Below are 24718 nucleotides of genomic sequence, written 5' to 3' on the forward strand. Positions count from 1 at the left end.
GTCTCCAGTAGTGAGCGGTGCCGATGATAATAGAACGAAATTATTGGTTTCGCAATGAAAGCCGCAAGGATGCTATCGCTTTGACTTGGTGGCGCGAAGGACATTCGAGTCCTGCGAGCGGATCAGGTCCGCCATCGCCTCGCTTGGCTCGGTACCCAGCGTCCATTGACCCGCCACAATCTCGGCCGGGCGCTCATCAAGCTGGCCGCCGAAATTGACGCCGAAGCTGTAGCGCATGTCAGGGTTGCGCGCGGAGAGGCGTTCCAGCGCCTCAAACAGGATGCGCATGTCGATTTCATTCGAGCTTTCTGCCAGACTACGTTCTAGTCGGGCCACCAGCTCGGCATTGGCACTGCGTTTGGAACGGCCGGCCTCCAGCTTCAATTTCTCGAAGAGCGCGACAGGCATGCGGAATTGGCTGCGGTAGATATCGGACATTCCATTATATTGTCACTTACCGAACCAACTGGCTAGTGACTGAAAACAAAGAAATAGTGACAACCTGATGTAATCGGTACCATTTTCGATGCCAGCAAGCAGCATCCGAACGGTTGGTGGTGTCGGCAAATTTGACATTGCCCGCCCATCCGGTGTGCCGGCACACGCTAAGCCCCTGATTTCAAAGCAAGCGCAACACATGGCATGAGTCATGCGACACAGCGTCGCGTATCTGCCCTGTGCGGATTCCTGTTCAGCCGGAAAGGATATCGTATGCGCACTGCTTTATCGTTGTTGCTGGCGTCGCTGCTGCTGCTCGTCAGTCTCCCAGGTAACGCCTTCTGTCCCAAGAACGGCTTTGTCTGCTACATCACGTCCAAGTCGGGCGGCAGCCTGACGCACCAGGACATCACCCAGCGCGGCATCGAGGAACTCGACAAGCGCTATTTCGCCGTGCCGAAGCTGAGCGCGTCGATGCAAAAGGCGCTGGACCAGATCATCGAGGCCAACGCCAAGGTCGACGAGGATCAAACCAGCTCGGCCAAGCATTTCGACGGCGAAAACGCCGCTGGCGCGCAGCTGCGGCTGGCGACGCTGAAGCAAAACATCCTTGACGCCTTGCGCAGCGAACCGATGAATGTCATCGGCGCGCGTGACAATCTCGGCAGCGCCTTGCACACCATCCAGGATTTTTACTCGCACAGCAATTGGGTCGAGCTGGGCAACAGCAGCGCCCACCCTGGCGTCGGCCGGCCTGGCGCATTGTCGTTTTCCGGGCCGGCGGCAACCAGCTGCTCGGGCTACACCGACACCGGCCTGACCTGCGCCAACTCGTCCAATCTGGTGGGAACCTTGCTGACCAGCGGCTATTACGGCGGGGAAGACCGCGTCAAGCCGGGCGCCTTCAAATGCAGCCACGGCGGACCACTGGACAAGAGTTCGCCATCCAGCGATCCGATCGGCTATTTCCGCGAGGGCATCAACAAGGACACGCGCTACTGCGACATCTCGCCGCACAGCGCGGATCACGGCACGGCGGCCGGCGCCGCCATCGCCGGCACCCAGCAGTTTGTCGAGGATATCAAGGCGGAAATCACGCAGGCGCAGCTGAAAGCCTTGCTCGGCGCCGGTCCGACACTGGCGTTCTCGATCGACACCACCGGCAGCATGGGCGGCATCATTGCCGGTGTGCGTGCTTCGGCCACCAGCATCGTCGATGCGCGGCTTGGCACCGACGAGGAACCGTTGCAATATGTGCTGGCGCCGTTCAACGATCCCGGCACCGGGCCGACTACCGCCACCAATGATGCCGTGCTGTTCAAATCGGAAATCGCCAGCCTGTTCGCCACCGGCGGCGGCGATTGCCCTGAACTGGCGATGACCGGCATGTACAACGGCTTGTCGCTGGCCGATCCAGGTGGCGATTTGTTCATGTACACCGACGCCACCGCCAAGGATGCGTCGCTGGCGGGCGCGGTCATCAGCCTTGCCAAGAGTAAGGACATCAAGATTTATCCGATGTTGTTTGGCAGTTGCTCGCCGCTGACGCCAGGCTTCCTGCAAGCAGCGGCGGAAACCGGCGGCCAGGTATTCTTCCTGTTTGGCAGCGAGGCCGGCGCCGTCACCCAGCTGGCGGACCTGGTGGGCCGCAACAACGTGGTGCAGATCCTGTCCACGGTCGATACTTTTAGCAGCAGCCGCAGCTATACGGTGCCGGTGGATGGCAGCCTGACGCGCCTGACGGTGTCGGTCAGCGGCACGCTGGCCGGCGTGCAGCCGACGGTGACGCTGACGCGGCCGGACGGCGTGGTGGTCAGCGATGCGACTGCCGCGACGTATTTGCGCTTGTCCAGCGGCACCATCATTTCTGTCGATACGCCGTTGCGCGGTGCCTGGAAGCTGGAGGTCAGTGGCTCGCCGGACGTCACCTATGTGAATGTCAACGGCATCGCCGATCTTGCCTTTAATTCGTTCAAGCTGGCGCGTTTCGGCGCCATGCCACCGCATCAGGGCTTGATGACCATCGATGGTGAGCCGGGGCCGGGCCAGGTGCTGTACGCGATCGCCGCCCTGACTGGCATCGCCAGCGCACCGCAGTTCCAGCTGCGCCGCAAGAACTTCGATGTGCTGGCGCCGCTGGCGCTGGAACAGGACCAAACCGATAACGGCAAGTTCTTCGGCGCGCTGACGGTGCCCAATGAACCGTTCGTGGTCTACGCCAGCGGCACGGACAGTTCCGGCTTTGCGTATCAGCGGCTGGTCAGTGTGATGGTGACGCCGCAGACGGTGTCGGTCACGCCGCCATCGCGCCAGGATTTGCGTCCCGGCGTCAGCACGACGCTGGTGTACCGGGTGCGCAACGATGGACCGGCTGATGTGTTCACCATCAGTGCCACGGATGACCGGCGCTACATCACCTCGGTATCGCCGTCCACGCTGACGCTGGCGCATGGCGCCAGTGCCGATGTCAGCGTGACGCTGACGCCGCCGGCGGACGCCCGCATCGGCAGCGCGGACAGCCTGACCGTCACCGCGCAAAGCACCGGCGTGGCCACGCTGCACAACAGCGCCTCGCTGACCGTGCTGGTTACAGGTGTCGCGCAAGCGCCGGGACGGCCGGACTTCGCCACTGAAATCGTTGGACAGGAAAACGTCGCGCCTGGCGTGATCGGGCTGGATGTGCGCTTCACCAACACCGGCATCGGCACCGCGCGCGACATGCGCCTGGGCTCGCTGGCGCTACGCACGCTGGCCGGCAGCGGCGCTGTGACCTTGAATACGGCGTTGTCGCCGCCGCTGCCGTTGGTGACGCCGAATGTCGATGTCGGCAGCTTCTTTACCGTGCGGCTGACCTTCAATGTGCCGTCCACGGTGAAGCGCTTCAGCCTCAGCGAGAGCGGCAATGTGACCGACCTCGCCGGCGTGACTTACGCCTATTCGCAAGCACAATCGATTATTCCCAAATAAGGAGCAACGACCATGAAACGCCGATTTTTGCGGGCCATGCTGGCCTTGTGCTTGAGTGTGCTGATGCCATTGAGCGCCATGGCGCTGCCGTTCACTTTTACGTTGACGGCGAATCCCGCCGGCGGCGGCATCAGCGGTCTGCCTGGAGAAACCGTCGGCTGGGGCTATGCGCTGGTGAATACCGACAGCAGCAACTGGTTCGTGCCGACGCTGCTGAATGCGTCATCGTTCAGCCTCGGCTCGCCGGACGCCAGCTATTTTGACTTCCCGGTGCTGGCGCCGGGCGCCACGGCGAACGCGTCGTTCGATGCGTTGCTGCACACCGGCTTGTATGGCGTGCAGCTATTCCCGTTCGTACTGCCGGGGCAACGCGATAGCGGTTTCTTCACCTTGTCGGGCGAGTGGTGGAGCGGTGATCCGCTGGCTGGCGGCACGTTCCTGCAAGTGTCGGATGCGGTGCAGGTGGCGCTGACGCTGGACGTGGCCGGCGTTGCCGCCTTGCCGCTGCCGGGCAGCCTGCCGTTGCTGGCGCTCGGCCTCGGGCTGGTGCTACTGCTGGCGCGCCAGCGCCGCCGACAGGAAGCTGCGCAGCTCGGCCTCCGCCTGGGCTGACGGCGCGGTGGGCCGCAGCTGCATATAGCGGCCCGGCCCGGTGCGGCCCAGCAGTTCGAAGCGCTTGCCGGCGTATTCGGTGGGACGCACCTGTAGCACGGTCAGCCGCGTCCCGCCGCCGTCGGCTTCCAGGTGCAGGATGAACTGGCAACTGAACTGCCGGCCTTCGGCTGGCCAGTAGTGATCGATGTCCGGCGTTAGCAGCACGTCGTGCCGGCGTTGCGCGGCCGGCAGGGCAAGCCAGCCGGCAAGCGTGGCGGACAGCGGTGGGTTGGCCAGATCGGCCTCTGGCGGGAACAGCGGCGCACCATAGGGCAGGGCCATGCGGTAGCGCCGGTGTTCCTCGCTTTGCGGCGCAATTTGCCCGACGGCGCGCAGGACTGCCTGTTGCGCCAATGGCGGCGGTATCGGCACGGTGAGCGATGGCGGCGTGGCGGCGCTAGTGCACTGAAAAGCAAGCAACAGGCCGCAGCAAGCCACGCCCAGGCGCCAGATCTGCAGATTGTGCAGTGTTATCATGATTGCCCCCTTGGCATCACTGTAGCACCCGGTGGGCGTTGCGGGAGGAGGGTATGCTCATACAATTGCGGCCCTTGGAGTGTTTTTGCCCGCATTATTGCCCAGACCGCGCAATGCGTATGTGTCGGCGCTGATCGAGTCGGTCAAGGGCAAGGCTCAGGCCGCCGACGTTGAAAAACCGAAAAAACCGCGCGCCCCGCGCAAGCCGAAAGCAGCGGCCGCCGCCTAATTCGCGCCAGCTTGCTGTTGCAGGGCCGAGATCCGCTCGGCCTGCTCGAAGACGCCGCGCGCCGTCAGGTTGAAGCTCGATACCGGCAGGCCGGCGGTGCGTAAGGCGTCGCTCATCCACGAGTTACAGTTGTTGAAAACGCTGTAATTGCCGGTCGCGCGATAGAAGCGGTCCGGATGTTCTCCCGGCGTGCCGAGGTAAATCGGCTTGCCGCCGGCATCGGCGGCGATGCTGCGGTCGATATATTCCACCAGTTGTTGATAGCCGTGCTCGGTAATCGCCAGCGCCACGATGTCGCGCGCCTGCGCGCCGAGCGGCGGATTGGTGCTGCGTTCGCCCACCTGCAAGGCTGGGTAGTCGGACGCCACCAGCGCCTTGACCGCCTTCGACCAGGGCGCGTGTTCCGATACAAAATATTCGCCATCGCCCCAGCCGACCAGCAGGTAGCGCGTGTCATGGAAATCGGCGGCCAGTTTTTTGCTGTGTGCCAGCGCCGAGGCGCCGTCCAGCAGCAAGGCGGTGTGCCAGCCATATTGCACCAGGTAGATCGTATGCGGCGTTGGGCCGGCCGGCAGGTCGGCGCGGCGCGGGACGCCGGCGCAACCGGCAAGAATCAGGGCAAGGACAACAATGACAAGCTGCTGGACGACGGATTTCATTAATTTCCGGAAACATGGCTAGGGCCGGCAATTTTACCTGACCGGCCCGCCTGGCATGCCCAGACTCAAAAATCGAAGATATCGCTGAGGAAGCTTTCGCGTTTCTTCTTGTGCTGCGGATACTGGCTTTGACTGTGGCCGGGCTGCTGCTGGTAGCGCGGCTCCGGCGCGCGTTGCCGTGGCTGCTCGGTGGCAGCGGAGCGCTCGATGATCTTGTCGAGCTCGCCACGGTCCAGCCACACGCCGCGACAGCCCGGGCAGTAATCGATCTCCACGCCCTGGCGCTCACTCATCACCAGGCTGACATTTTTGCAAACTGGGCAATCCATGTTTTCTTCCTTTACAGTTAAGCCCACTTGGCGCGGGCGCGGCTCAGCAGCGTGACTTCGGCCTCGGCCAGCACGCCGTCGGCGTTGGCGATCTGCCACAGGGCGCGCAGCAGTTGCTGGCACAGCAGCGGATCGCGGATTTCGTCGAGCAGGGCGTCAATCACCGCCGGCGGCAGTTCGACGTGCAAACCCTGCCCGGCGCTGGCCAGCATGTCCTGGCACAGCTCCTCGACCAGTACATGAAAGGCATCGATGTCGATATCGATGTATTCCAGCAGGCGCGAGTGCTGCAGCGCCCGCAGCTCGGACGGCGACAGGTTGCCGTCCACCACCATGCACAGGGCCACGATGCGCCCAGCGGCGCTGGGGCTGTCGGTCATATAACTACGCATTACTTTTTCTCCTTGCGGGTCGAGTACAGGCTGGCGATGACGCTACCAGCGATCAGCGTTGCTACCACGGTCAGCGAAATGTGCACCGGAATGTGTATCCACGGCAGCAGCAGCATCTTCGCGCCGATGAAGCACAGCACCAGGGCCAGGCCGTATTTGAGCAGGTGGAAGCGGTCGGCGATGTCGGCCAGCAGGAAGTACAGCGCCCGCAGGCCAAGAATTGCAAACAGGTTCGACGTGAACACGATGAACGGGTCCTTGGTGATGGCGAAGATAGCCGGGATCGAGTCCACCGCGAACACCACGTCGGTTGCTTCGATCAGCACCAGCACCAGCAGCAGCGTGGTGACGTAGCGCTTGCCGTTCTTGACGATGAAGAATTTCTCGCCATGGTCGCCTTCATCCACCGGCAGCGTGCGGCGCGCCAGCTTCAGTACCGGGTTGTTCTTGACGTCCGGTTCCTCATCCACCGCCTTCAGCATGCGCACGCCGGTGTATAGCAGGAAGGCGCCGAACAGATACAGTACCCAGCTGAATTCGGTGACCACCCAGGCGCCGGCCAGGATCATGATGGCGCGCATGACGATCGCACCCAGCACGCCGTAAATCAGCACGCGGCGCTGGTATTCAGGCTTGACCTGGAAGGCCGAGAAAATCAGCAGGAAAACGAAGACGTTGTCGACCGACAGCGCTTTTTCGATCAGGTAGCCGGACAGGAATTCCAGCGATTTCTGCTCGGCGATCTCGGGGCCTGCTGCGCCTTTCAGATACCACCACAGGCCGAAGTTGAACAGCAGCGCCAGCGAGAACCAGCCGAGCGACCACATCCCGGCCTCCTTGACCGACACCTTGTGCGCTTTATTGCCGCCGAAGACCCACAGGTCCACCGCCAGCATCACTAGCACGAAGGCAATGAATCCGGCCCACATCGGGCCGGTTGCCATGCTCTCTAATCCATTCATTGTCGCTCTCCAGGCTTTTTGAAAATAATGGGGCTATGATAGGGAGGCTCAATTCATCGCACAATTCGAATATACTTGAATAAGTCATCCAAAAAATCGATGTAAAGGCTGTGCATGTCGAATCTCAACTACAAACATTTGCGGTACTTCTGGATGGTGGCACGCAGCGGCAGCATCGCCAAGGCCGCTGAACAGCTCCATCTGACGCCACAATCGATCTCCGGTCAACTGACCGAGTTTGCCGACACGCTGGGCGTGGAATTGTTCCGCCGCGTCGGCAGGCGGCTGGAGCTGACCGACACCGGCAGTCGCATCCTGCGCCACGCCGAGGACATCTTCAGCGCTGGCGATGCCTTGCTGGATGTGGTGCGCGACCAGGCCGCCACGCAGGTCAGCGTGTTTCGCGTCGGCGTGTCAGATTCGGTATCGAAGGCGGTGGCCTGCCAGCTGGTGGCACCGGCGCTGACGCTGGATGAACCGACCCGGCTGGTGTGCCGCGAAGGCCGTTTGTCGGCGCTGCTGGCGGACATGGCGGTGCACCGGCTGGACCTGATCATCACCGACCGTGCCATGCCCAGTCACCTGAGCGTGCGCGCCTACAGCCACCTGCTCGGCGAAAGCGAACTGGGCGTGTTTGGCACGGCGGCGCTGGCGGCCACGCTGGACGGCCCGTTCCCCGAATGCCTGAACCACGCACCGCTGCTGTTGCCGGGCGAGGATGTGGCGGTGCACGCCAAGCTGATGCAGTGGCTGCATACCCATGTGCCGCGCCTGCGGGTGGTCGGCGATTTCGACGACAGCGCCATGATCAAGGCCTTCGGCCAGTCCGGCGCCGGGCTGTTCTTTGCGCCGGCGGCGATCGCCGACACCATTTGCGCGCAGTACGACGTGATCATGCTTGATACCATACCGTCGCTGCGCGAGCAGGTCTACGCGATCACCACCGAGCGGCGCATCAGCCATCCGGCCACGCAGGCAATCCGCGAGGCGGCGCGCGAAGCGCTGTCGTCGGGAACGATGGTGGCCACAACCATAACTTAAATGTTTTCATAAGATTCATGTGGTATCGTCCCGCTGTTACCAGAGAGATAAGAGCCCATGAAAATACAAAACTCCCTGCCGGTGTGGACCATTGCCGCGCCTGTTCTTGGTTGGCTGGCCCTGGGCGGCAAGTCGCTGATGGGCGGCGACGGCGCGCCCGGCCTGCTGTTGCTGATCGTGCTGGCGGCCTGCCTGTTTGGCGGCGTGCTGGCAGCGGTATTCCATGCCGAACTGGTGGCGCACAAGATCGGCGAGCCGTTCGGCACGCTGGTGCTGGCGGTGGCGGTGACGTCGATTGAGGTGGCGCTGATCGTCTCGCTGATGGTGGCCGGCGGCGCCGAGACCACCGGCCTGGCGCGCGACACCGTGTATGCGGCGGTGATGCTGATCCTGAACGGCATGGTCGGCATCTGCCTGCTGGTCGGTGGCCGCAAGCACGGCGAGCAGAGTTTTACCGCGACCGGCGTGTCGGCCGCGCTGGCGACGCTGGCGGCGATCTCGGTGCTGACCATGGTGCTGCCGAACTACACCACCACTACGCCCGGCCCGTCCTATAACACCAGCCAGCTGATTTTCATCGCCGTCATCTCGCTGGTGCTGTACGGGACCTTCGTGCTGGTGCAGACAGTGCGCCACCGCGACTACTTTCTGCCGGCGCAACCGGTCGCCGACGAGGATGACCATGCGCCGGCGCCGCCGGTGCGCATGGCCTGGATCAGTGGCGCGCTGCTGCTGGCCTGCCTGGGCTGCGTGGTGCTGCTGGCGAAAGCGCTGTCGCCATCGCTGGAAAAAGCAGTGCTGAGCATGGGGGCGCCGAAGGCGCTGGTGGGGATTATTATCGCGGCGGTGGTGCTTCTGCCGGAGGGGATTGCGGCCTACCAGGCGGCGCGCGCCAACCGCTTGCAGACCAGCCTGAACCTGGCGCTCGGCTCGGCGCTGGCCAGTATCGGCCTGACGATACCATGCGTGGCCATCGTGGCACTGCTGAATGGCTGGACGCTGACGCTGGGTATTGACGTCAAGTCGACCGTGCTGCTGGTGCTGTCGCTGATCGTTGCCTCGCTGTCGTTGACGGGCGGGCGCACCACCATCATGCAGGGCACTGTCCTGCTGACCATCTGCGCGGTCTACCTGTTTGTCACCATCGTGCCGTAATCAGTTCTGGGCGGCGGCGCTCCAGATGAAGCGCACGCCGTCGCTGCGGTCCGGGATCGGGCCGGGGCTGTCGGCCAGCAGCGCGCCGCTTTGCGGATGCACGCGCAGGTAGAAGTTGGTCAGCAGCGACATCAGCAGCAGTTCGCCGGTCGGCGTCTCCATCCACTGGAAGCTTTGGGCAATGCCCGGTCTGGCGGGCTGTAGCGTGGCGCTACCATCCAGGCCCACGCTCAGATAGTTGTCGCCGGAGCGCAGCGCGATCCGACCCAGGCCCATGTCCTGCACGGTGAAGTTCAGTGGCAGCGCGGGTGCGCGCCCGGCGGCGGCCTTGAGCACGATGCGCTCGTCGTATGGGATGGCGCGCATCAGGCCGCGCGGGTAGGGCTGGTGGATGTCGATGCTGTCGAAGTCCGCCATGCCGCCTTGCTGCTTGCCGGTGTTGTAGGCGAACAGTCCATAGCGCACGCCCTGGAAGGTGGTCAGCTGGAAGATCATCGTGAATTCCGCGCCGATGGCCTGGAAGGTCTGGCCGTCGGTCGAGTAGCTGAAGCGCGCTTTCTCCGTCATGAAGTCGCATTCGGCGCGCAGCCATACGCGGGTGGCGTTGAGCGCCACCCGCGTGGTGCTGTTGCGCGCCTGGTCGAACAGCGCCAGCGACAGCTTGCTGTCCTTGCGCTCGACGCCCAGCGTGGCGTAAGGCAGGTTCAGTAACGCCAGGCCGGCGACGTCGTTGTTCAGCAGACCGGAGGCGTCCAGCACCACCGTCGGCGACGACTGCGGCCCGATGGCGCGCTGCGTCAGCGTATTGCGCGCCTCCCAGAACGAAGGGGCGGACAGCGCCTGCAAGCGCAGATAGCCGGGACGTTCGGTCAGCGACCATTTATCATCGACCGGCACGTGGTTCCATTGCCAGACCGGTTTCAGCGACGGTTCGGTGAAATCGTCGCTGCGCGTGAATGGCACGCGGATCTGCTGCGCCTCCTTGACGCGCGGCTTGACCCAGGTGCGCGGATTGCGCAGCAGGTTGCCGGGCAGGCCGAAATATGGCCAGCCGTCTTGCCAGGTCACCGGCGCAAGGCTGAGCAGGCGGCCGACCGAGTTATAGTCCATCATCGAAAAGCCCCACCATTCGCCGGCCTCGGTCAGTACGATGCCCCCCTGGTGCATGGCGGTGGCGTCGCGCGAGGCGGGATTCGGCGGCGACACCTCAAACGGATACTGCTTGTTGTTCAGCCGGTAGCCGCGCACCAGGCCGAACCCTTCGTCCTTGCTGATCGCCTGGTTGACTTCATACGGGCCAAACACATGGCTGGCGCGCGCAGCCGGCATGCGGAAGCCGCCGGCGTAATTGGCGCTGAGGATGTAATAGCGGCCGCCGATCTTGTAGAAATGCGCGCCTTCGCCCATGCCATCGGTCTTGGAAAACAGCACCTGCTCGGTACTGGGGACGATGTCCAGCAGGTCGTCGGTCAGTTGGGCGATGTGCATGTCCTGATGGCCCCAGACCGCGTAGGCCTTGCCATCATCGTCGAACAGCACCGACAGGTCGTGCAGGCTGCGCTTCATCTCCCAGTGCGTCCACGGGCCGCGCGGATTGAGGGCGGAATAGATCTGCGTGCCGCGCCCATTCACATTGGTGAAGATGTAGAACACGCCGTTGCGGTAGCGCAGGCTGGGCGCCCAGATGCCCTGGCCGTAGATGTTCTTGCCGTCTTCCAGCCGGTAGGCGGGGCCGAAATCCAGGCGTTCGGCGGCGTAGCTGAGGAATTCCCAATTGACCAGGTCCTTGGAGCGCAGCACCGGCAGGCCGGGCATGGCGTGCATGGTGGTGCCGGTCAGGTAAAACCACTCGCCGACGCGGATCAGGTCCGGGTCCGAGAATTCATCGTAGAACAGGGGATTGGTGAAAGTGCCGTTGTTGTTATCCGGCGTCCAGGTGCGGTGGGAAAGCGGCGAGTCGGTGCGCGGTTCTGGCTGTGCCGCCGCTGGTAATGCCAGCAAAGCGAGCATGGTTGCGGCAAACATGGCATTCTTCATCGCTTCCCCTGTCTGTAATGTCCAGCGATTGTACCTGTGTGCGGCAGTTGTGGTGTGAATGTCAATTCGATAGAATGATTACGCTATCAACATCCGGAAAGAAACAATGGCCGCAACCCCTGTCACCCTGATCGATGTCGCCAAGGCGGCGGGCGTGTCGCCGATTACCGTGTCGCGGGCGTTGAATGAGCCGCAACTGGTGAAGCCGGCCACGCTGGCCAAGGTGCAGGAGGCGGTCAAGCGCACCGGCTACGTCAAGAACATGCTGGCTGGCGGCCTGGCGTCCAGCCGCAGCAAGCTGGTGGCGCTGGTGCTACCGACAATTTCCACGCAGACGTTTGCCGACATGGTGCAGGGCGCCACCGACCGCCTGACGGCTGCCGGCTACCAGCTGCTGCTGGGCATTGTGGGTTATGAAACCTGGCGCGAGGAGATTCTGGTTGAGACCATCCTCAGCCGCCGTCCCGACGGCATAATCCTGACCGGCGCGCTGCACACCGACAGCACGCGCCAGCGGCTGTTGCAGATCGGTACACCGGTGGTGGAGGCATGGGACCTGACACAGCACCCGATCGATATGGCGATCGGCTTTTCGCACGAGGAAGTCGGCCATGCGTGCGCCCAGCATCTGCTGAAGCAGGGCTATCGGCGTTTCGGCATGCTGACGGCCAACGACCCGCGCGCCAGTCAGCGTTCGCAGGGCTTCCAGGTGGCGCTGGCCAAGCAGGGCGTCAACGTGATCGCCTCGCATGTGGTGCAGGCGCCGGGCGCGCTGCCGCTGGGACGCAAGGGCGCGGTGCAGCTGCTGGACGCACATCCTGAACTGGATGCGATCTTTTGTAGCTCAGACACGCTGGCGCACGGTGCGCTGATCGAGGCGCAAAGCCGTGGCCTGCGCGTGCCGCAGGATTTGGCCTTGATGGGTTTTGGCGATCTGAATTTTTCGGAGTACACCAATCCGCCGCTATCGACCGTCAAGGTGGATGGCGCCCGGATCGGCGCGCTGTCGGCGCAAGCCTTGCTGGACCGCCTGGCTGGCAGTGCCGCCGAAGCGCCGCCGGCACGCGTTCTCAATACCGGCTTTGAGCTGATCCAGCGCGGCAGCACCTAAAGTTCCGCGACGCGGGCACGCAAGTCCGCCGCCCGTTCGCGCAACGCGGCCAGCGCGCCGTCATCCATGCGCTGCAACTGCTGGTAGACCATGCCGAGGCGCTGATTGCCCTGCAATTTGTCCCGGTTCCTGTCGAAGAAATCCCAGTACAAGGCGTTGTACGGGCAGGCCCGTTCGCCCAGCCTGGCCTTCTTATCGTAATGACAGCCCTTGCAGTAATCGCTCATGCGTGAAATGTAGGCGGCGCTGGAGACGTAGGGCTTGGTGGCCAGCAGGCCGCCATCGGCAAACTGGCTCATGCCCAGCGTGTTGGGCAGCTCCACCCATTCGAAGGCGTCGATGTAGATCCCCAGATACCAGCGGTGCAGCTCCTGCGGCGACAGGCCGGCCAGCAGCGCGAAGTTCCCGATCACCATCAGGCGGTTGATGTGGTGGCTGTGCGCGTGTTCCAGCGACTGTCCGATCGCCGCCGCCACGCAGCGCATGCGCGTCTGGCCGTCCCAGAACCACCAGGGCAGCGGTGTGTGGTGATCGAAGGCGTTCAACTGGTCGTAGCCCGGCATGCGGTGCCAATAGACGCCACGCACGTATTCGCGCCAGCCGAGAATCTGGCGGATGTAGCCTTCGGCCGACTCCACCGGCACGGCGCCGTCGCGCCATGCGGCCTGCACCCGCTCGACCACGGTGCGCGGCGACAGCAGCTTGACGTTCATGGCGAACGACAGCAAGGAGTGGAACAGCCGCCAGGCCTTGACGCTCATCGCATCCTGGAAGCGGCCGAAGTGGGGCAAAGCCAGTTCAACGAAGCGTTCCAGCTGCTGCAATGCTTCCTCATGGTTCAGCGGCCAGGCGAAGCTGGCGGCGTTTGGCTCGCCGAAACTGCGCGCACCGGAGGCCTGGATGGTGTCCCACAGCGCGCTGTGGTCATGTTTGAAGCGGATGTCTGCGGACTCCCACGGCATGCCGCTCCAGGCTTCGCGGTTGTCGTGGTCGAAGTTCCACTGGCCGCCAGCTGGCTTGCCGGTGGCGGACATCAGCACGCCATGCTTGCTGCGCATGCGGCGGTAAAAGTGCTCCATCAGCCAGTGCTGGCGGCCTTCGAAGATGCCTGCCGCTTCATCGCGCGCGGTGTAGAAATGTTCGGTGTCGTCCATCCAGGCCGTAATGGACAGGCCGGCAGCGTAGTCGGCCAGTTGCCGGTCCAGCCGCCATTCGTCCGGCGCCTGCCAGGCGAATTCGCTGGCGCGGTAATGCGTCAGCAGATAGTCAAGGTTGGCGGGCAGGGACTGGCGGTTGTCGGCGTCGTCGATCGCCAGGTAGTGCACGCGGTGTCCCTCCGCGCGTAGCCGCCGGGCGAAATCGCGCATGGCGGCAAAGATGGCAATGATCTTTTGCGCGTGGTGCAGCACGTAGTCGGTTTCCTGCCGCACCTCCATCATGACGAAGACCTGGTCTTCATCGGGTTGGACGAACCAGCTATGTTGATGATTGAGCTGGTCGCCAAGTATCAGTTTGAGTCTCATTGCTTCCCATGTCATTTGACTGGCATGGGGAGTCCCTCCGCGTATGCCAGCCGTTCCAGTGCGTCTTCCATCATCATGCGCGCGTGACCTGCGCTGCGCGCCAGGTCTTCGTGCATGGCGGCGTCCATCGCGTTGCGGTTCGCGCATTGGGCGCTGTAGCGCTCAAAGCTGGCCAGTATCATCAGGATGTCGGCCAGGTGGCGCGGGCATTCGCAGTTGATGCTGGTTGAGGCGTTGGCCAGCGCCGCCAGTTCCTCATCGCTCAAGCGGCGCGGCGTCGCTGGCTGGGTGGGGCCCGGCGGCGGCAGCGAGGTGCCAGTCAGCGCGGTATTGCACAGCACCGCGACCTCCGAGGCGTCCGACGGCGAACGCGCCACCAGGCAGCCATGCTCACGCAGCCGCCGCACAGTGGCGCTGTCGCAGAAGCGGTACAGCACCACCACCGCCTTGGCTGGCACGGCGCGCCGCAAAGCCTGAATCTGCGGCATGGCGTCAGCCGTCATTTCCGGCGCTTCGATCAGCAGCACGTCGGCGCTGGCGCCGGCCAGCGTGCCGGCGGCATCTTGCAACTGCGGGCACACGGCGACGATCTCCAGCAACGGCGCGGTACGCGTGGCGCCAAGCCGCTGGGCGAGGGCGGCGCCAACCACCGCCAGCTTCAGTGCTTGCACACCGGTGGCGACCGGCGTCCCAGCCAATGCCGCCAGTTCATCAACATCCAGCCGGGCGACAGTGCCGATGGCGTGGCCCTGGTCCACCACGCGCTTGATCAGCCCAAGCCGGTGCACCTGTTCTGCGGAGTACAGCCGCTGCCCATGCGGCGATCTGTCCGCCTCAGATACGCCATAACGGCGCTCCCATACGCGCAGTGTTTCCACCGGCAGTCCGGCCAGGCGCGCGGCAACGCCGCTGCGATAACCTTTGATCAATTTCATTGTAACGAGTCCTCCCGGCCAAAATGCTAGCATGAACCGGGAATGAACCGGCCTTGTTACGTTTCTTGCCGGATCGCGCCGATATACTCCGCGCATGAACGCTATTTCTTTTCATGTGGCGGTGGTCGGCGCCAGCAGCGCCGGACTGGCGTGCGCACAGCTTCTGCGGGACTGCGGCGGCAGCGTGAGCATGTTCGATCCGGCGCAAGGCGCAACCATCCTGGATATCTGGCACGACGAGGGCTGGCGGCTGGCCTCACGGGAGCAGGGCACGAGTACCGGCCGGCATGACGCGCTAGTGCTGGCGCTACCTGCCATGAAGGCGGTTGAGTTGCTCGAACCGCTGTTGCCGATGACGGCCATGCGGGCATTCACCATGGCGCCTTCGCGTGACAACTGCCTTTGGCTGCCCGCTGTGCATGTGGGCCTGTGCGGCGATTGGCTGTGTTCCGGGAAGGTGCGGGACGGTGCACTGAGTGGCCGCGCGCTGGCTGCACGGCTGCTGCATGATCGCGCAACCTTGACAACTTCGTCATCATACAACTAGAATGAGAATAATTATCAATTACATTTAAGCTTACCTTCCCCCGCCGGCAATCAGGTAGCTCCCTCTATGATGCAAATCCTGATGAATTACCGCCTGGGCGTCGCTTCACGCGCGCTGGCGGCAATTGGCGGCGGCTACGCTGTCTCCGCGCTGGCAGTCGCCGCCCTGGCAATCTGCTTGCCGGGCCGTGATGTCGACCGCGTGGTCACCGCCACGCTGACCGGCCTGGTGGTTTATCCCTGTGCCGTAATGTGGTGCTTCGCTACCAGCAGCGCCTGGCGCGCCTGGGCCGGCCTGCTCGCAACCGGACTGTTGCTGGGCGCTGTCATTTTTGCCGGAGGCCAGGCATGAAAGAGGGCTTCCGCCAATCCATGGCGTGGCTGCACACCTGGTCCGGCCTGCTGGTCGGCTGGGTGCTGTTCATGGTGTTCGCCTGCGGCACCGCCAGCTATTTCCGCGATGAGATCACACTGTGGATGAAGCCCGAGTTGCACCGGGCTTCGCACACCGTGGTCGACCAGGGCGTTGCCACCGCGCAGATCCAGAAGCTATTGGAGCAGCGCGCGGCGCACAGCCCGCGCTGGTTCATCACCTTGCCGAACGAGCGCGAACCGTCGGTGCGCGCCAGCTGGGCGCCGCCACCATCCAAGCAGGAAGGCAAGCCACGCGGCCGCCGTCGCTTTGAAAACGCCAGTGTTGATCCGGTCACCGGCGAGGAACTCAACGCGGCGCGCGCCACGCGTGGCGGCGACTTCTTCTACCGCATGCACTTCGACATGCACTACATGCCGGTACTGTGGGCGCGCTGGATCGTCGGCGCCTGCGCCATGTTCATGCTGGTGGCGATCATTTCAGGCATCGTCACGCACAAGCGCATCTTCAAGGACTTCTTCACCTTCCGCCCGAACAAGGGCCAGCGCTCCTGGCTGGACGCGCACAACGCCACCGCCGTGCTGGCGCTGCCGTATCACCTGATGATTACCTATACAGGCCTGGTGACGCTGATGTTCATGTACTTGCCGCAAGGCTTGAGCGCGGTATATCCGGAGCGCGATGCCTTTTATGCGGACCTCAACGGCGGCCCGAAAGCGGAAGCCAAGGCCTCCGGCGTACATGCGCCGCTGACCCAACTTGCGCCGCTGGTGGCGCAGGCCAGCCAGCAGTGGAACGGCGCACCGGTCGGTCGCATCGCCGTCAGCTTGGCGGGCGACAGCAACGCCACCGTTACCGTGACGCAGCAGGAGGGCGGGGGCCTGAACAGCAGCCTGCCGACGCTGACCTTCGACGGCGTCACCGGCAAGCTGCTGACGGAAGCCGACAAGAGCGGCGCCGCAGTCGAAACGCGCGGCGTCATGGTCGGCCTGCACATTGGCCGCTTCGCCAGCCCGCTGCTGCGTGGCCTGTTCTTCCTGTCCGGCCTGGCCGGCTGTGCGATGGTGGCAACCGGCGTGTTGCTGTGGGCGGTCAAGGAGCGTCCCAAGCACCTGAAAGCCAGGGCCAATGGCCGCATAGGTTTCGGCCTGCGGCTGGTGGATGGCCTGAACCTGGGCGGCATCGCCGGCCTGCTGATCGCCATGAGCGTGTTTTTCTGGGCCAACCGCTTGCTGCCGGTTGGCTTGCAAGGGCGGCCGGACCTGGAAATCCAATGCTTCTTTACCGCCTGGGGCATTGCCGCCTTGCTGGCATTGGCCTTCCCGGCGCGCTGGATGTGGCGCATCCAGCTGGCGGTGGCCGGCCTGCTGTTCGCGCTGCTGCCGATAGTGAATCCGCTGACCGGCGGCTCGGGCCTGTTCGCCAGCATGGCGCAGGGCTTGTGGCCGGTGGCCGGCTTTGACCTGGTGTCGCTGCTATTGGGCTGCACCTTCCTGTGGGCCAGCAAACGGCTGGGGACTGTCAAGTCCTCGGCCAAGGCGCCAGCCAAAGTGAAAACCGAGAAAGAGGTGGCGGCATGATGGCCCTGATGAACACCATGGCGATCGTTGCTGCGTTGTCCAGCGCCGCCGGCGGCTTTGCCGCGCTTAGCCTGGCGATGGACCGTCACTGGGAAAGCCTGCATGGCCGGGGCAATCTTCCCAGCGGTCGCACGCGCAATATGCTGCGCTGGTCGGGTGGCGGCGGACTGCTGCTGTCGCTGCTGGTCTGCCTGGCTGTATGGGGCGCATCCCAGGGCTGGGTCGCCTGGGCCGGCATGCTGACCGCTGCGGCGATCAGCCTGGTGCTGCTGCTCAGCTATGCCGCGCGCGCGATTGTGCGCGTGAGCTGGGCTGCCGCCGGTGTCAGCGTCGCCGCTATCGCGCTCGGGCTGTTGAGCCGCGCCTTTATTTAAACCCTTACTTATCAAGGAACCCTTACGATGTTACGTCGTTGCCCTCGCACGTCCCTGCCACTTACCGCCATCATGTTTGCCGTCAGCCTGCTGGCGCATGCCGAAGAAGATGACAAGCTGATGCCAACCGTGGAAGTTGTCGGCGCCGCCGACAATTCCTTCGCCGCCAAAAAAGCCAGCGTTTTCAAAGGCGTCGATTCGATCCGCGATATTCCGCAGCCGGTCACCGTGCTGACGCGCCAATTCCTTGATGACCGCCTGCTGCCCGATCTGCATGATGTGATGAAGAACACGCCGGGCGTCACTGTCGACTACACCGACAGCGAACGCGTAGGTTACTACTCGCGCGGCTTTTCGATCGATGCGCTGCAAATTGACGGCTTCACCATGAATCAGGGCGGGTCGATCTTCGTGCAGCCGGATACGGCGGTGCTGGAGCGCGTCGAGATCCTGCGCGGCGCCTCGGGCATGCTGCGCGGTTCCGGTAATCCGTCGGCGGCGGTCAACCTGGTGCGCAAGCGCCCGACCAAAACCTTCCAGGCCAACCTGAACCTGATCGCCGGCACCTGGGACCGCAAGCGTGGCGAGGCCGATATCTCCGGCGCGCTGAACGAGGCTGGCACGCTGCGCGCCCGCGCGGTGGTGGTCAAGGATAAAAAGGAATTTTTCCAGCAGGCCCGTAACGAAGACCGCGAAGTGATGTACGGCGTAGTGGAAGCCGACCTGACGCCACGCACGCTGCTGACCGCAACGCTGCAGCATACCGACCTGGATTCCACCGGCGCCTGGGGCAACCTGCCACCCAACTTCGACGGCACCTCGCTGAACATGCCGATCGATACCTATCTGGGTGCGACGTGGAACCGCTGGAACCGTTATAACGACCAGGCCTCGCTGGAGCTGGAACATCGTTTTGACAACGACTGGAGCGTCAAGCTGGGTGCCGCCTGGACCGGCCTGCACATGAAGCCGTGGGGCTTCAAACAGACCTCGTTCTCGCGCACCAGCACCACCAATCCCTACCTGGTCAACGTCAGCGTATCGGCTTATTCCGGCGACACCAGCAACCAGCGCGTGCTGAGCGCCACCGCCAATGGCCCGTTCCAGCTGTTCGGCCGCAAGCACGAGGCGACCTTTGGCGTCGAGTCGCAGGAAGTGGACACCATCGGCACCTCGGGCTACTTCGGCCTGGGCGTGATGACCAACGTCGACATCCGTAGCTGGAATCCGTACACCGTGGCGGAACCGGAAGTTGGCCCCGGCTCGGGCACAGCTTACGCGGCGGCAGGCAACAAGACGCACCAGCAGGGCGCCTATGCCACCACGCGCCTGTCGTTGGCCGATCCGCTGAACGTGTTGCTGGGCGCGCGCCTGAGCTGGTGGGACTATCAGGTGCCCGGCGCGCCGGCCAGCAGTTACAAGGTGACGCGTGAAGTGACGCCATTCGCTGGCGTCACCTACGACATCACCAGGCAAATCAACGCCTATGCCAGCTACACCGAGATCTTCACGCCGCAGAACTACAAGGACACCAGCGGCGCCATCATCGCGCCGGTGCGTGGCGAAGACTATGAGGCCGGCTTCAAGGGCGAGTTCTTTGGCGGCGCGCTGACCGCGTCGCTGTCGGCCTTCCGCATCAATAACAACGGCAAGGCGGCACTGGACACCAGCACGCCGAATCCGTGCATGCCGTACTACCCGACCAGCTATTGCTATACCACCGGTGGCAAGCAGCGCAGTGAGGGTTTTGAGGCGGAGATCAGCGGCGAAGTGCTGCCAGGCTTGCAGCTGACCGGCGGCTACACCAATACGCGGACCAAGTACCTGAGCGACAGCAGCGCCGCCAATGTCGGCCAGCCGCTGCGCAGCATCGATCCGCGCCACCTGTTCCGGGTGTTTGCGACCTACCGGCCGGACGGTGCGCTGCAAGGCCTGAGTATCGGCGGCGGCGTGCAGGCGCAAAGCGAAACCTTTGTGAAGTCGGGCGCGGTAACGGCGAGTCAGGGCGGCTACAGCATCGTCAACGCGATGATCGGCTACCGCTTCAACAAGACTTATGCGTTGCAGGCTAACGTCAACAACCTGTTCGACAAGTTCTACTTCGCGAAGTATGCGGCCACCGGCTTTGGCAACTACTACGGCGATCCGCGCAACGTGCAAGTGTCGCTGCGCGTCACGCTGTAATTACTTCGCCAGCGGGGCGTCCAGGCCGCGCACGCCGACCAGCCCAAGCACCGTCAACATGGCGTTTTGCGGGCCGGTGTGAGCATTCTGCGGCGCCCACCATTCCAGTTTTTCCGAATGGTAGCCGCCGGAAGTGCCGCCACCGGACATGGTAACCGCCGGAACGCCAAGGCTCATCGGCAGGTTGGCGTCGGTCGAATGCGCGGCGTCCAGCAGCGCCGGGCGGCCTTGTACCTTGGCTGCCGCCAGCGCGGTGCGGACGATTACGGCGTCTTCCGCCATCTTGCCAGCCGGGCGGTCGCCGATCAGCGCCACATCGGCGCTGATCGCCTTGCTGTTCCAACGCTGGTTGGTGTCATTCACACCTTGCTGAATGGCGTCCTTGATCTGCTGCTCAACCTTGGCCAGCAGCGCCGCGTCGGCGGAACGGATATCGATCAGCAGCGAGGCTTCGGCCGAGATGCTGTTGACCGATTGCCCGCCTTGAACCACACCCACATTGAACGTCACTTTAGGCTGCGCCGGGACGCGCACATCGTCGATGCGTGCGATCACGCGGCCGGCCGCATGCACCGCCGAAGGCAGGCCAAAGCTCTCGTAGCTGTGGCCACCCGGTCCGTGGATGGTCACCTTGAAGCGGCGGCTGCCGGCGCCCATGTAGGTTACCGGATCGCCATGTGTGCCAAGTGCCGGCTCCAGGCCGACAAAAGCCTTGATGTCCTTGCGCTGCCTGAACAGATGCTTGACGCCTTTCAGGTCGCCCAATCCTTCCTCGCCGACATTGGCGACAAACAGCACGTCGCCCTCGGTCTGCACCTTGGCGTCGCTGAGCGCCTGGGCGATGGCCAGCATCGCGGCCAGCGAACGGCCGTTGTCGGCGATGCCTGGCGCGTACAGCCGGCCGTCCTTTTCGCGCACGGTGAGATCGGTGGCGGCCGGGTAGACGGTGTCCAGGTGCGCGGCCAGCACCACGGTAGGGCCTTTGCCGCTGCCGCGCCAGAAGCCCAGCACATTGCCTGCTTCATCGATGTGCACGTCGGCCAGGCCTGCCGCTTTCAGGCGCTGTTCGTAGTCGCGGGCGCGCGCAGCCTCGGCAAACGTTGGCGCCGGGATGGCGTTAATCGCCAGCATATTCTTCTGCGTCAGCGGCTCGTTCTTTTCAATGTAGGCCAGTGCCTGTTTGACGGCCGGCTGCGCGGCGATGCGCGCCAGGGCTTGTTCTTGCGCCTGTGCCGGCAGGGCGGCTGCGATGGCGAGGCAGAGTAGCAGGTGTTTCATGAAGCTCCGTCAGGGAAGCCGGGCGATCAGCGCCAGCAGCGCGTCGACATCGACTGGTTTAACAAAATAGTGGTCAAAGCCCGCCGCCGTGGCCTGGTCACGATCCTCGCGGCGGCCGTAGCCGGTTACCGCCACCAGCGTGGCGTGGGCGGTGTGCGGCAAGGCTCGCAAGCCGCGTGCCAGGTCGTAACCGCTGATGTCGGGCAGGCCGATATCGAGCAGGCACAGTTCCGGCGATCTGGCCTGGGCGATCTCCAGCGCCGCCAGCGCGGTATGCGCCACGCTGACGTGGTGGCCGCCGGCCTCCAGCAAAAGCTGCAGCGTTTGCGCGGCGTCGATATTATCGTCAACCACCAGCACGCGCAACTTGCGCGCCGGCGCGGCGGTGTGGCCGGGCAGGACGGCGGCCGGCTGCTGATGCGTGGCGGGCAGGATGATGGTGAAGGTGCTGCCCTGCTGCTCGCCTTCGCTGTCGGCTGCCACCGCACCGCCGTGCAGCTCCACCAGCGACTTGACCAGCGCCAGTCCCAGCCCCAGGCCGCCTTGCGAGCGATCCGGATTGCGATCCGCCTGCGCGAACAGTTCAAACACGCGGCTGCGTAACTCCGGCGACATGCCGATGCCGTTGTCGCTGACGATCAGCTTGACGTTGCTGCCTTCAGCACGCGCGGTCAGCCTGATGGCGCCGCCGTCCGGTGTGTATTTGGCGGCGTTGTTCAGCACATTGGCCAGCACCTGCACCAGCCGCTTATGGTCGCCAGTCACCATCAGCGGCGTTTCTGCCAGCACCACTTCAAGCCGGTGCTGGCGCGATTTGAGCAGCGGATCAACCTGTTCGATGGCGTCGGCGACGATCCTGCTCACGTCCAGCGGCACCCGCATCAGCGTGACCAGGCCGCGCGTGACGCGGGAAACATCCAGCAGGTCATCGACCAGTCGCGTCATGTGGTGCACCTGGCGCACGATGATGCTGGCGGTGCGCTGCACGGCGGCGTCACTGGCATGGCCGCTTTGCAGCAGCTGCGCGCCGGCGCTGATCGGCGCCAGCGGGTTGCGCAGCTCATGTGCCAGCATGGCGAGAAATTCGTCCTTGCGGCGGTCGGCTTCGCGCAACTGCTGTTCGGCGCGCAGGTGTTGCAGTTCCTTTTCCTGTAGGGAGGCGGCCATGGCGTCGAGTGCGCGCGCCAGTTCGCTGATTTCCTCCTTGCCGTAGCTGATGCCGCTGCGCGCTTCCAGCGTGCCGGAGGCGATGCTGTTGGCGGTGCTGGCCAGCCGTTTCACACGACGCAGCACCAGCACGTCGCCGACAAACCAGGCGGCCAGCACGGCCAGGCCAATGGTGGCAGCCAGCGCCAGGAAGTCCAGCATCTGGTCGTTGCGCGCGTTGGCGGTGATGTCGTCCGCCGGTATGCCGATCGTTAGCGTATAGTCGGACAGGCCATTGGTGCCGACCCGCGCAAAGCGGTGCAGCCGTTCGACGCCGTCCGGCCCCGTCAGCAGCACCGGCTTGCCTGGTTCGGCGGCCATGGCCAGTCGCATCTCGGGCCATACCGGCTTGCCGAACCACTGCTCCGGATTGGGCTTGCGCGAAATGATCTGGCCTTCGGAGTCGGCGGTCAGCAGCAGCGATCCTGGCGGCAGCTTGATGTCGGCGACAAAGCGATCCAGCTTGGTCAGGTCGAGCGCGGCGAATACCACGGCGCGCACCTTGTCTTCGTCATCCAGCACCGGATAGGTCAGATTGACGGTGTGCTTCTGGATCACGCGGCCGAAGATGTAGCCGCCGGCGACAAAGCGCTTCAGGTGCACGGCGCGGCGGAAGTGCGCGCGGTCGGCCAGATTGACCGGCGCCTTCGACGGCACGGCGCTGCAGGTGACATCGCCATTCAACTGAATCAGCCCGAGGTTGACGTAGTCCGGATTCTGCCGCTGTATCCGCGCCAGCAGGCGGCTGCATTGCGACTGGTCGCCCATCAGGTCGGGAATGCTGGCCAGGTCGCGCAGCAACTGGCGCGCGCCGGCGATCGACTGCGCCTCGTTGGCGGCGGCCAGGTTGGTCAGGCGTTGCAGATTGTCTTCCGCCACCTCGACCGCGTGCGCGCGTTCGCGGGCGCCGTTAATCATGGTCATGATGGCGCTGGGTGCGATCGCCAGCATCACCAGCAGTATCAGGCGGCTGCGCAGGCTGTTCAGCTGGAGGAGCAGGAAGGCCACGGCGTCTATCGGGTAGCGTGGTACATGGCGTTGCCGAAGCCGATGATGGCTTGCACGCCACGGCGCAAGGTAGCGATATCGTCTGAAATATAGCCGATGCGGATGTAGCCGGGCACGCCCAGCGCATCGCCCGGCATGACAGCAACGGCGCATTCGGCCAGCAGCTTTTCGCTGAAGTCCGCCGTGTCCATCGTCAGCGGCGAGACGTCGGCCCACAGGTAAGGTCCGGAAGCCGGACAGCGCATGCTCAGCCACGGCAGGCCGTGCACAAGGTCCAGCACCAGGTCGCGGCGCTGGCGGTAGTCGGCCATCATGGCGCGCGGTTCGCCGGATTCGAAGGCTGCTGCCATGGCCAGCTGCATCAGCATCGGCACGGCGGCGGTGATCGGGCCTTGCAGCGTTTCCATCGCTGTGACCAGCTGCGCGGGCGCCACCGCGAAGCCGGCGCGCCAGCCCATCATGGCGTAGCTTTGCGAGGTCGAGAACAGCGTGACGATGCCCAGTTCACGCCAGTCCGCCCGCGCTGCAAGGCTGGTGTGGACGCCGTCGAAGATCAGCTTTTCGTAGCTCTCGTCGACGATGGCGCGGGTGTCGGTGCGTTTCAGCCAGCCGGCGATGCGGTCCAGTTCCGCCTCGCTGAGCACCGCGCCAGTCGGATTGTGCGGATTGTTGATGATGAGGATGCGCGCTGGCGGCAGGCTGTCCAGCACCTGATCGGTGATTTCGGCCGGCAGGTCAAGCAGCACCGGCTCCAGTTCCAGCAGCTTGCAGGTAGCCACATAGGCGGGCCAGTGCGGTTTGAAGATGATGACCGCGTCGCCCGGATCGGCCATTACGTACAGCGCCTGATACAAGGCCTGCTTGCAGCCGTTGGTCACCAGGATCTCGGCAGGCGTGGCGGGAATGCGGTTGTCGTTGACTACCTTGGAGGCCAGCCGGGCGCGGACTTGCGCGTCGCCGCCGACGGCGGTGTAGGGCAGGGAGGGCAGCCGCAGGCCTTGCTGCACCGCGTCCAGCACCATGTCCGGCGCCTGAAAATGCGAGATGGCGATGGAAAAATCGATGATCTGTTGGCCGCCTTCCTTCATGGCTTCCACGCGCCCGTGCATGGCGGTCGTGGCCAGCGGTCTGGAACGTGCAATGCGGCGCGAGAGGTGCATATTGATTCTCTTTTGGAAATATTTATTCTACTTCAATCGGCCCTGCAAGTGAGAGGGAGATTTGGCAATCGTGCGCGAAGGTCTGGTATGCTTACGCCCT

23 protein-coding genes are annotated in these 24718 nt (G+C 64.0%); 11 read left to right on the forward strand and 12 right to left on the reverse strand.

What is annotated here, in order from left to right:
- Window positions 1-72 precede the first annotated feature (72 nt).
- Entirely contained in the window at window positions 73-438 is a 366-nt protein-coding gene (locus BLS51_RS20340; protein WP_090187472.1) for an Arc family DNA-binding protein, read from the reverse strand.
- A 273-nt stretch (window positions 439-711) separates the two neighbouring features.
- Here BLS51_RS20340 and BLS51_RS20345 point away from each other — a divergent pair, with 273 nt between their 5' ends.
- Window positions 712-3405 (forward strand): hypothetical protein, encoded by a 2694-nt coding sequence (locus BLS51_RS20345; RefSeq protein ID WP_090187476.1) that lies wholly within the window; start codon window positions 712-714, stop codon window positions 3403-3405.
- Window positions 3406-3417: 12 nt separating this feature from the next.
- The gene (locus BLS51_RS20350) at window positions 3418-4017 is read left to right on the forward strand and encodes a hypothetical protein (RefSeq protein WP_090187480.1); all 600 of its coding nucleotides are present in this window, start codon (window positions 3418-3420) and stop codon (window positions 4015-4017) included.
- Here BLS51_RS20350 and BLS51_RS20355 read toward each other — a convergent pair.
- On the reverse strand, window positions 3955-4536 hold the full coding sequence (locus BLS51_RS20355) for a hypothetical protein (protein ID WP_229207659.1): 582 nt from the start codon (window positions 4534-4536) through the stop codon (window positions 3955-3957). The two genes, BLS51_RS20350 and BLS51_RS20355, sit on opposite strands and share 63 nt — an antisense overlap.
- Window positions 4537-4621: 85 nt before the next feature.
- Here BLS51_RS20355 and BLS51_RS29765 point away from each other — a divergent pair, with 85 nt between their 5' ends.
- Window positions 4622-4765 carry a hypothetical protein gene (locus tag BLS51_RS29765; RefSeq protein WP_175472638.1) on the forward strand — a complete coding sequence of 48 codons (144 nt, stop codon included), beginning with the start codon at window positions 4622-4624 and terminating at the stop codon, window positions 4763-4765.
- Here the strand turns inward: BLS51_RS29765 and BLS51_RS20360 are convergent.
- The 4 genes from BLS51_RS20360 to BLS51_RS20375 all read right to left on the reverse strand — a co-directional run bounded on the left by BLS51_RS20360 (window position 4762) and on the right by BLS51_RS20375 (window position 7107).
- Window positions 4762-5424, reverse strand: a complete 663-nt coding sequence (locus BLS51_RS20360) for a DUF2459 domain-containing protein (RefSeq protein ID WP_090187483.1) — start codon at window positions 5422-5424, stop codon at window positions 4762-4764. The genes BLS51_RS29765 and BLS51_RS20360 overlap by 4 nt on opposite strands.
- A 65-nt stretch (window positions 5425-5489) precedes the next feature.
- The gene (locus tag BLS51_RS20365) at window positions 5490-5753 is read right to left on the reverse strand and encodes a TFIIB-type zinc ribbon-containing protein (RefSeq protein ID WP_090187486.1); all 264 of its coding nucleotides are present in this window, start codon (window positions 5751-5753) and stop codon (window positions 5490-5492) included.
- A gap of 17 nt (window positions 5754-5770) precedes the next feature.
- Entirely contained in the window at window positions 5771-6145 is a 375-nt protein-coding gene (locus BLS51_RS20370; RefSeq protein WP_090187489.1) for a tellurite resistance TerB family protein, read from the reverse strand.
- Entirely contained in the window at window positions 6145-7107 is a 963-nt protein-coding gene (locus BLS51_RS20375) for a TerC family protein (RefSeq protein WP_090187492.1), read from the reverse strand. The genes BLS51_RS20370 and BLS51_RS20375 overlap by 1 nt, the downstream gene beginning before the upstream one ends.
- A 114-nt stretch (window positions 7108-7221) precedes the next feature.
- Here BLS51_RS20375 and nhaR point away from each other — a divergent pair, with 114 nt between their 5' ends.
- Window positions 7222-8148, forward strand: coding sequence for a transcriptional activator NhaR (gene nhaR / locus BLS51_RS20380; protein ID WP_090187495.1), 927 nt, complete (start codon window positions 7222-7224; stop codon window positions 8146-8148).
- A gap of 57 nt (window positions 8149-8205) precedes the next feature.
- Window positions 8206-9303: a calcium:cation antiporter gene (locus BLS51_RS20385; protein WP_090187498.1), complete on the forward strand. Its 1098-nt coding sequence runs from the start codon at window positions 8206-8208 to the stop codon at window positions 9301-9303.
- Here BLS51_RS20385 and BLS51_RS20390 read toward each other — a convergent pair whose 3' ends face one another.
- Window positions 9304-11328 (reverse strand): glycoside hydrolase family 43 protein, encoded by a 2025-nt coding sequence (locus BLS51_RS20390; protein ID WP_217636472.1) that lies wholly within the window; start codon window positions 11326-11328, stop codon window positions 9304-9306.
- A gap of 118 nt (window positions 11329-11446) precedes the next feature.
- Between BLS51_RS20390 and BLS51_RS20395 the strand changes: the two genes are divergently transcribed.
- On the forward strand, window positions 11447-12451 hold the full coding sequence (locus BLS51_RS20395) for a LacI family DNA-binding transcriptional regulator (RefSeq protein WP_090187505.1): 1005 nt from the start codon (window positions 11447-11449) through the stop codon (window positions 12449-12451).
- Here the strand turns inward: BLS51_RS20395 and BLS51_RS20400 are convergent.
- Together BLS51_RS20400 and BLS51_RS20405 are read right to left on the reverse strand one after the other, a co-directional pair.
- Entirely contained in the window at window positions 12448-13989 is a 1542-nt protein-coding gene (locus BLS51_RS20400; RefSeq protein ID WP_090187510.1) for a cryptochrome/photolyase family protein, read from the reverse strand. The genes BLS51_RS20395 and BLS51_RS20400 overlap by 4 nt on opposite strands.
- A complete protein-coding gene (locus BLS51_RS20405) occupies window positions 13986-14909 on the reverse strand; it encodes a MerR family transcriptional regulator (RefSeq protein WP_090187514.1) in 924 nt (307 codons plus the stop codon). Before BLS51_RS20405 ends, BLS51_RS20400 begins: the two co-directional genes overlap by 4 nt.
- 94 nt (window positions 14910-15003) lie before the next feature.
- On the opposite strand from BLS51_RS20405, the gene BLS51_RS20410 reads away from it, so the two are divergent.
- The 5 genes from BLS51_RS20410 to BLS51_RS20430 all read left to right on the forward strand — a co-directional run bounded on the left by BLS51_RS20410 (window position 15004) and on the right by BLS51_RS20430 (window position 19966).
- The gene (locus BLS51_RS20410) at window positions 15004-15456 is read left to right on the forward strand and encodes a hypothetical protein (RefSeq protein ID WP_139168745.1); all 453 of its coding nucleotides are present in this window, start codon (window positions 15004-15006) and stop codon (window positions 15454-15456) included.
- 66 nt (window positions 15457-15522) lie between these two features.
- Window positions 15523-15807 (forward strand): DUF3649 domain-containing protein, encoded by a 285-nt coding sequence (locus BLS51_RS20415; RefSeq protein ID WP_373994346.1) that lies wholly within the window; start codon window positions 15523-15525, stop codon window positions 15805-15807.
- A complete protein-coding gene (locus BLS51_RS20420; protein ID WP_090187522.1) occupies window positions 15804-17408 on the forward strand; it encodes a PepSY-associated TM helix domain-containing protein in 1605 nt (534 codons plus the stop codon). Before BLS51_RS20415 ends, BLS51_RS20420 begins: the two co-directional genes overlap by 4 nt.
- A complete protein-coding gene (locus tag BLS51_RS20425; protein WP_090187525.1) occupies window positions 17405-17782 on the forward strand; it encodes a DUF3325 domain-containing protein in 378 nt (125 codons plus the stop codon). Before BLS51_RS20420 ends, BLS51_RS20425 begins: the two co-directional genes overlap by 4 nt.
- A 27-nt stretch (window positions 17783-17809) precedes the next feature.
- The gene (locus tag BLS51_RS20430) at window positions 17810-19966 is read left to right on the forward strand and encodes a TonB-dependent siderophore receptor (RefSeq protein ID WP_090187528.1); all 2157 of its coding nucleotides are present in this window, start codon (window positions 17810-17812) and stop codon (window positions 19964-19966) included.
- On the opposite strand, the gene BLS51_RS20435 is transcribed toward BLS51_RS20430, so the two are convergent.
- The 3 genes from BLS51_RS20435 to BLS51_RS20445 are packed head-to-tail and all read right to left on the reverse strand — an operon-like array spanning window position 19967 to window position 24618.
- Window positions 19967-21244: a M20/M25/M40 family metallo-hydrolase gene (locus BLS51_RS20435; RefSeq protein WP_090187532.1), complete on the reverse strand. Its 1278-nt coding sequence runs from the start codon at window positions 21242-21244 to the stop codon at window positions 19967-19969.
- A gap of 9 nt (window positions 21245-21253) precedes the next feature.
- Window positions 21254-23458 carry a hybrid sensor histidine kinase/response regulator gene (locus BLS51_RS20440; protein WP_090187535.1) on the reverse strand — a complete coding sequence of 735 codons (2205 nt, stop codon included), beginning with the start codon at window positions 23456-23458 and terminating at the stop codon, window positions 21254-21256.
- A 5-nt stretch (window positions 23459-23463) separates the two neighbouring features.
- The gene (locus BLS51_RS20445; protein WP_090187538.1) at window positions 23464-24618 is read right to left on the reverse strand and encodes a pyridoxal phosphate-dependent aminotransferase; all 1155 of its coding nucleotides are present in this window, start codon (window positions 24616-24618) and stop codon (window positions 23464-23466) included.
- Window positions 24619-24718 lie beyond the last annotated feature (100 nt).

The organism is Duganella sp. OV510, assembly GCF_900100205.1.
GTDB lineage: Bacteria > Pseudomonadota > Gammaproteobacteria > Burkholderiales > Burkholderiaceae_D > Rugamonas.

What these genes read in the sequence shown, in the direction of transcription:
- BLS51_RS20340 (WP_090187472.1), bottom strand. Translation starts at nt 438, where the DNA reads ATGTCCGATATCTACCGCAGCCAATTCCGCATGCCTGTCGCGCTCTTC.
- BLS51_RS20345 (WP_090187476.1), top strand. Translation starts at nt 712, where the DNA reads ATGCGCACTGCTTTATCGTTGTTGCTGGCGTCGCTGCTGCTGCTCGTC.
- BLS51_RS20350 (WP_090187480.1), top strand. Translation starts at nt 3,418, where the DNA reads ATGAAACGCCGATTTTTGCGGGCCATGCTGGCCTTGTGCTTGAGTGTG.
- BLS51_RS20355 (WP_229207659.1), bottom strand. Translation starts at nt 4,536, where the DNA reads ATGATAACACTGCACAATCTGCAGATCTGGCGCCTGGGCGTGGCTTGC.
- BLS51_RS20360 (WP_090187483.1), bottom strand. Translation starts at nt 5,424, where the DNA reads ATGAAATCCGTCGTCCAGCAGCTTGTCATTGTTGTCCTTGCCCTGATT.
- BLS51_RS20365 (WP_090187486.1), bottom strand. Translation starts at nt 5,753, where the DNA reads ATGGATTGCCCAGTTTGCAAAAATGTCAGCCTGGTGATGAGTGAGCGC.
- BLS51_RS20370 (WP_090187489.1), bottom strand. Translation starts at nt 6,145, where the DNA reads ATGCGTAGTTATATGACCGACAGCCCCAGCGCCGCTGGGCGCATCGTG.
- BLS51_RS20375 (WP_090187492.1), bottom strand. Translation starts at nt 7,107, where the DNA reads ATGAATGGATTAGAGAGCATGGCAACCGGCCCGATGTGGGCCGGATTC.
- nhaR (WP_090187495.1), top strand. Translation starts at nt 7,222, where the DNA reads ATGTCGAATCTCAACTACAAACATTTGCGGTACTTCTGGATGGTGGCA.
- BLS51_RS20385 (WP_090187498.1), top strand. Translation starts at nt 8,206, where the DNA reads ATGAAAATACAAAACTCCCTGCCGGTGTGGACCATTGCCGCGCCTGTT.
- BLS51_RS20390 (WP_217636472.1), bottom strand. Translation starts at nt 11,328, where the DNA reads ATGTTTGCCGCAACCATGCTCGCTTTGCTGGCATTACCAGCGGCGGCA.
- BLS51_RS20395 (WP_090187505.1), top strand. Translation starts at nt 11,447, where the DNA reads ATGGCCGCAACCCCTGTCACCCTGATCGATGTCGCCAAGGCGGCGGGC.
- BLS51_RS20400 (WP_090187510.1), bottom strand. Translation starts at nt 13,989, where the DNA reads ATGACATGGGAAGCAATGAGACTCAAACTGATACTTGGCGACCAGCTC.
- BLS51_RS20405 (WP_090187514.1), bottom strand. Translation starts at nt 14,909, where the DNA reads ATGAAATTGATCAAAGGTTATCGCAGCGGCGTTGCCGCGCGCCTGGCC.
- BLS51_RS20410 (WP_139168745.1), top strand. Translation starts at nt 15,004, where the DNA reads ATGAACGCTATTTCTTTTCATGTGGCGGTGGTCGGCGCCAGCAGCGCC.
- BLS51_RS20415 (WP_373994346.1), top strand. Translation starts at nt 15,523, where the DNA reads ATGATGCAAATCCTGATGAATTACCGCCTGGGCGTCGCTTCACGCGCG.
- BLS51_RS20420 (WP_090187522.1), top strand. Translation starts at nt 15,804, where the DNA reads ATGAAAGAGGGCTTCCGCCAATCCATGGCGTGGCTGCACACCTGGTCC.
- BLS51_RS20425 (WP_090187525.1), top strand. Translation starts at nt 17,405, where the DNA reads ATGATGGCCCTGATGAACACCATGGCGATCGTTGCTGCGTTGTCCAGC.
- BLS51_RS20430 (WP_090187528.1), top strand. Translation starts at nt 17,810, where the DNA reads ATGTTACGTCGTTGCCCTCGCACGTCCCTGCCACTTACCGCCATCATG.
- BLS51_RS20435 (WP_090187532.1), bottom strand. Translation starts at nt 21,244, where the DNA reads ATGAAACACCTGCTACTCTGCCTCGCCATCGCAGCCGCCCTGCCGGCA.
- BLS51_RS20445 (WP_090187538.1), bottom strand. Translation starts at nt 24,618, where the DNA reads ATGCACCTCTCGCGCCGCATTGCACGTTCCAGACCGCTGGCCACGACC.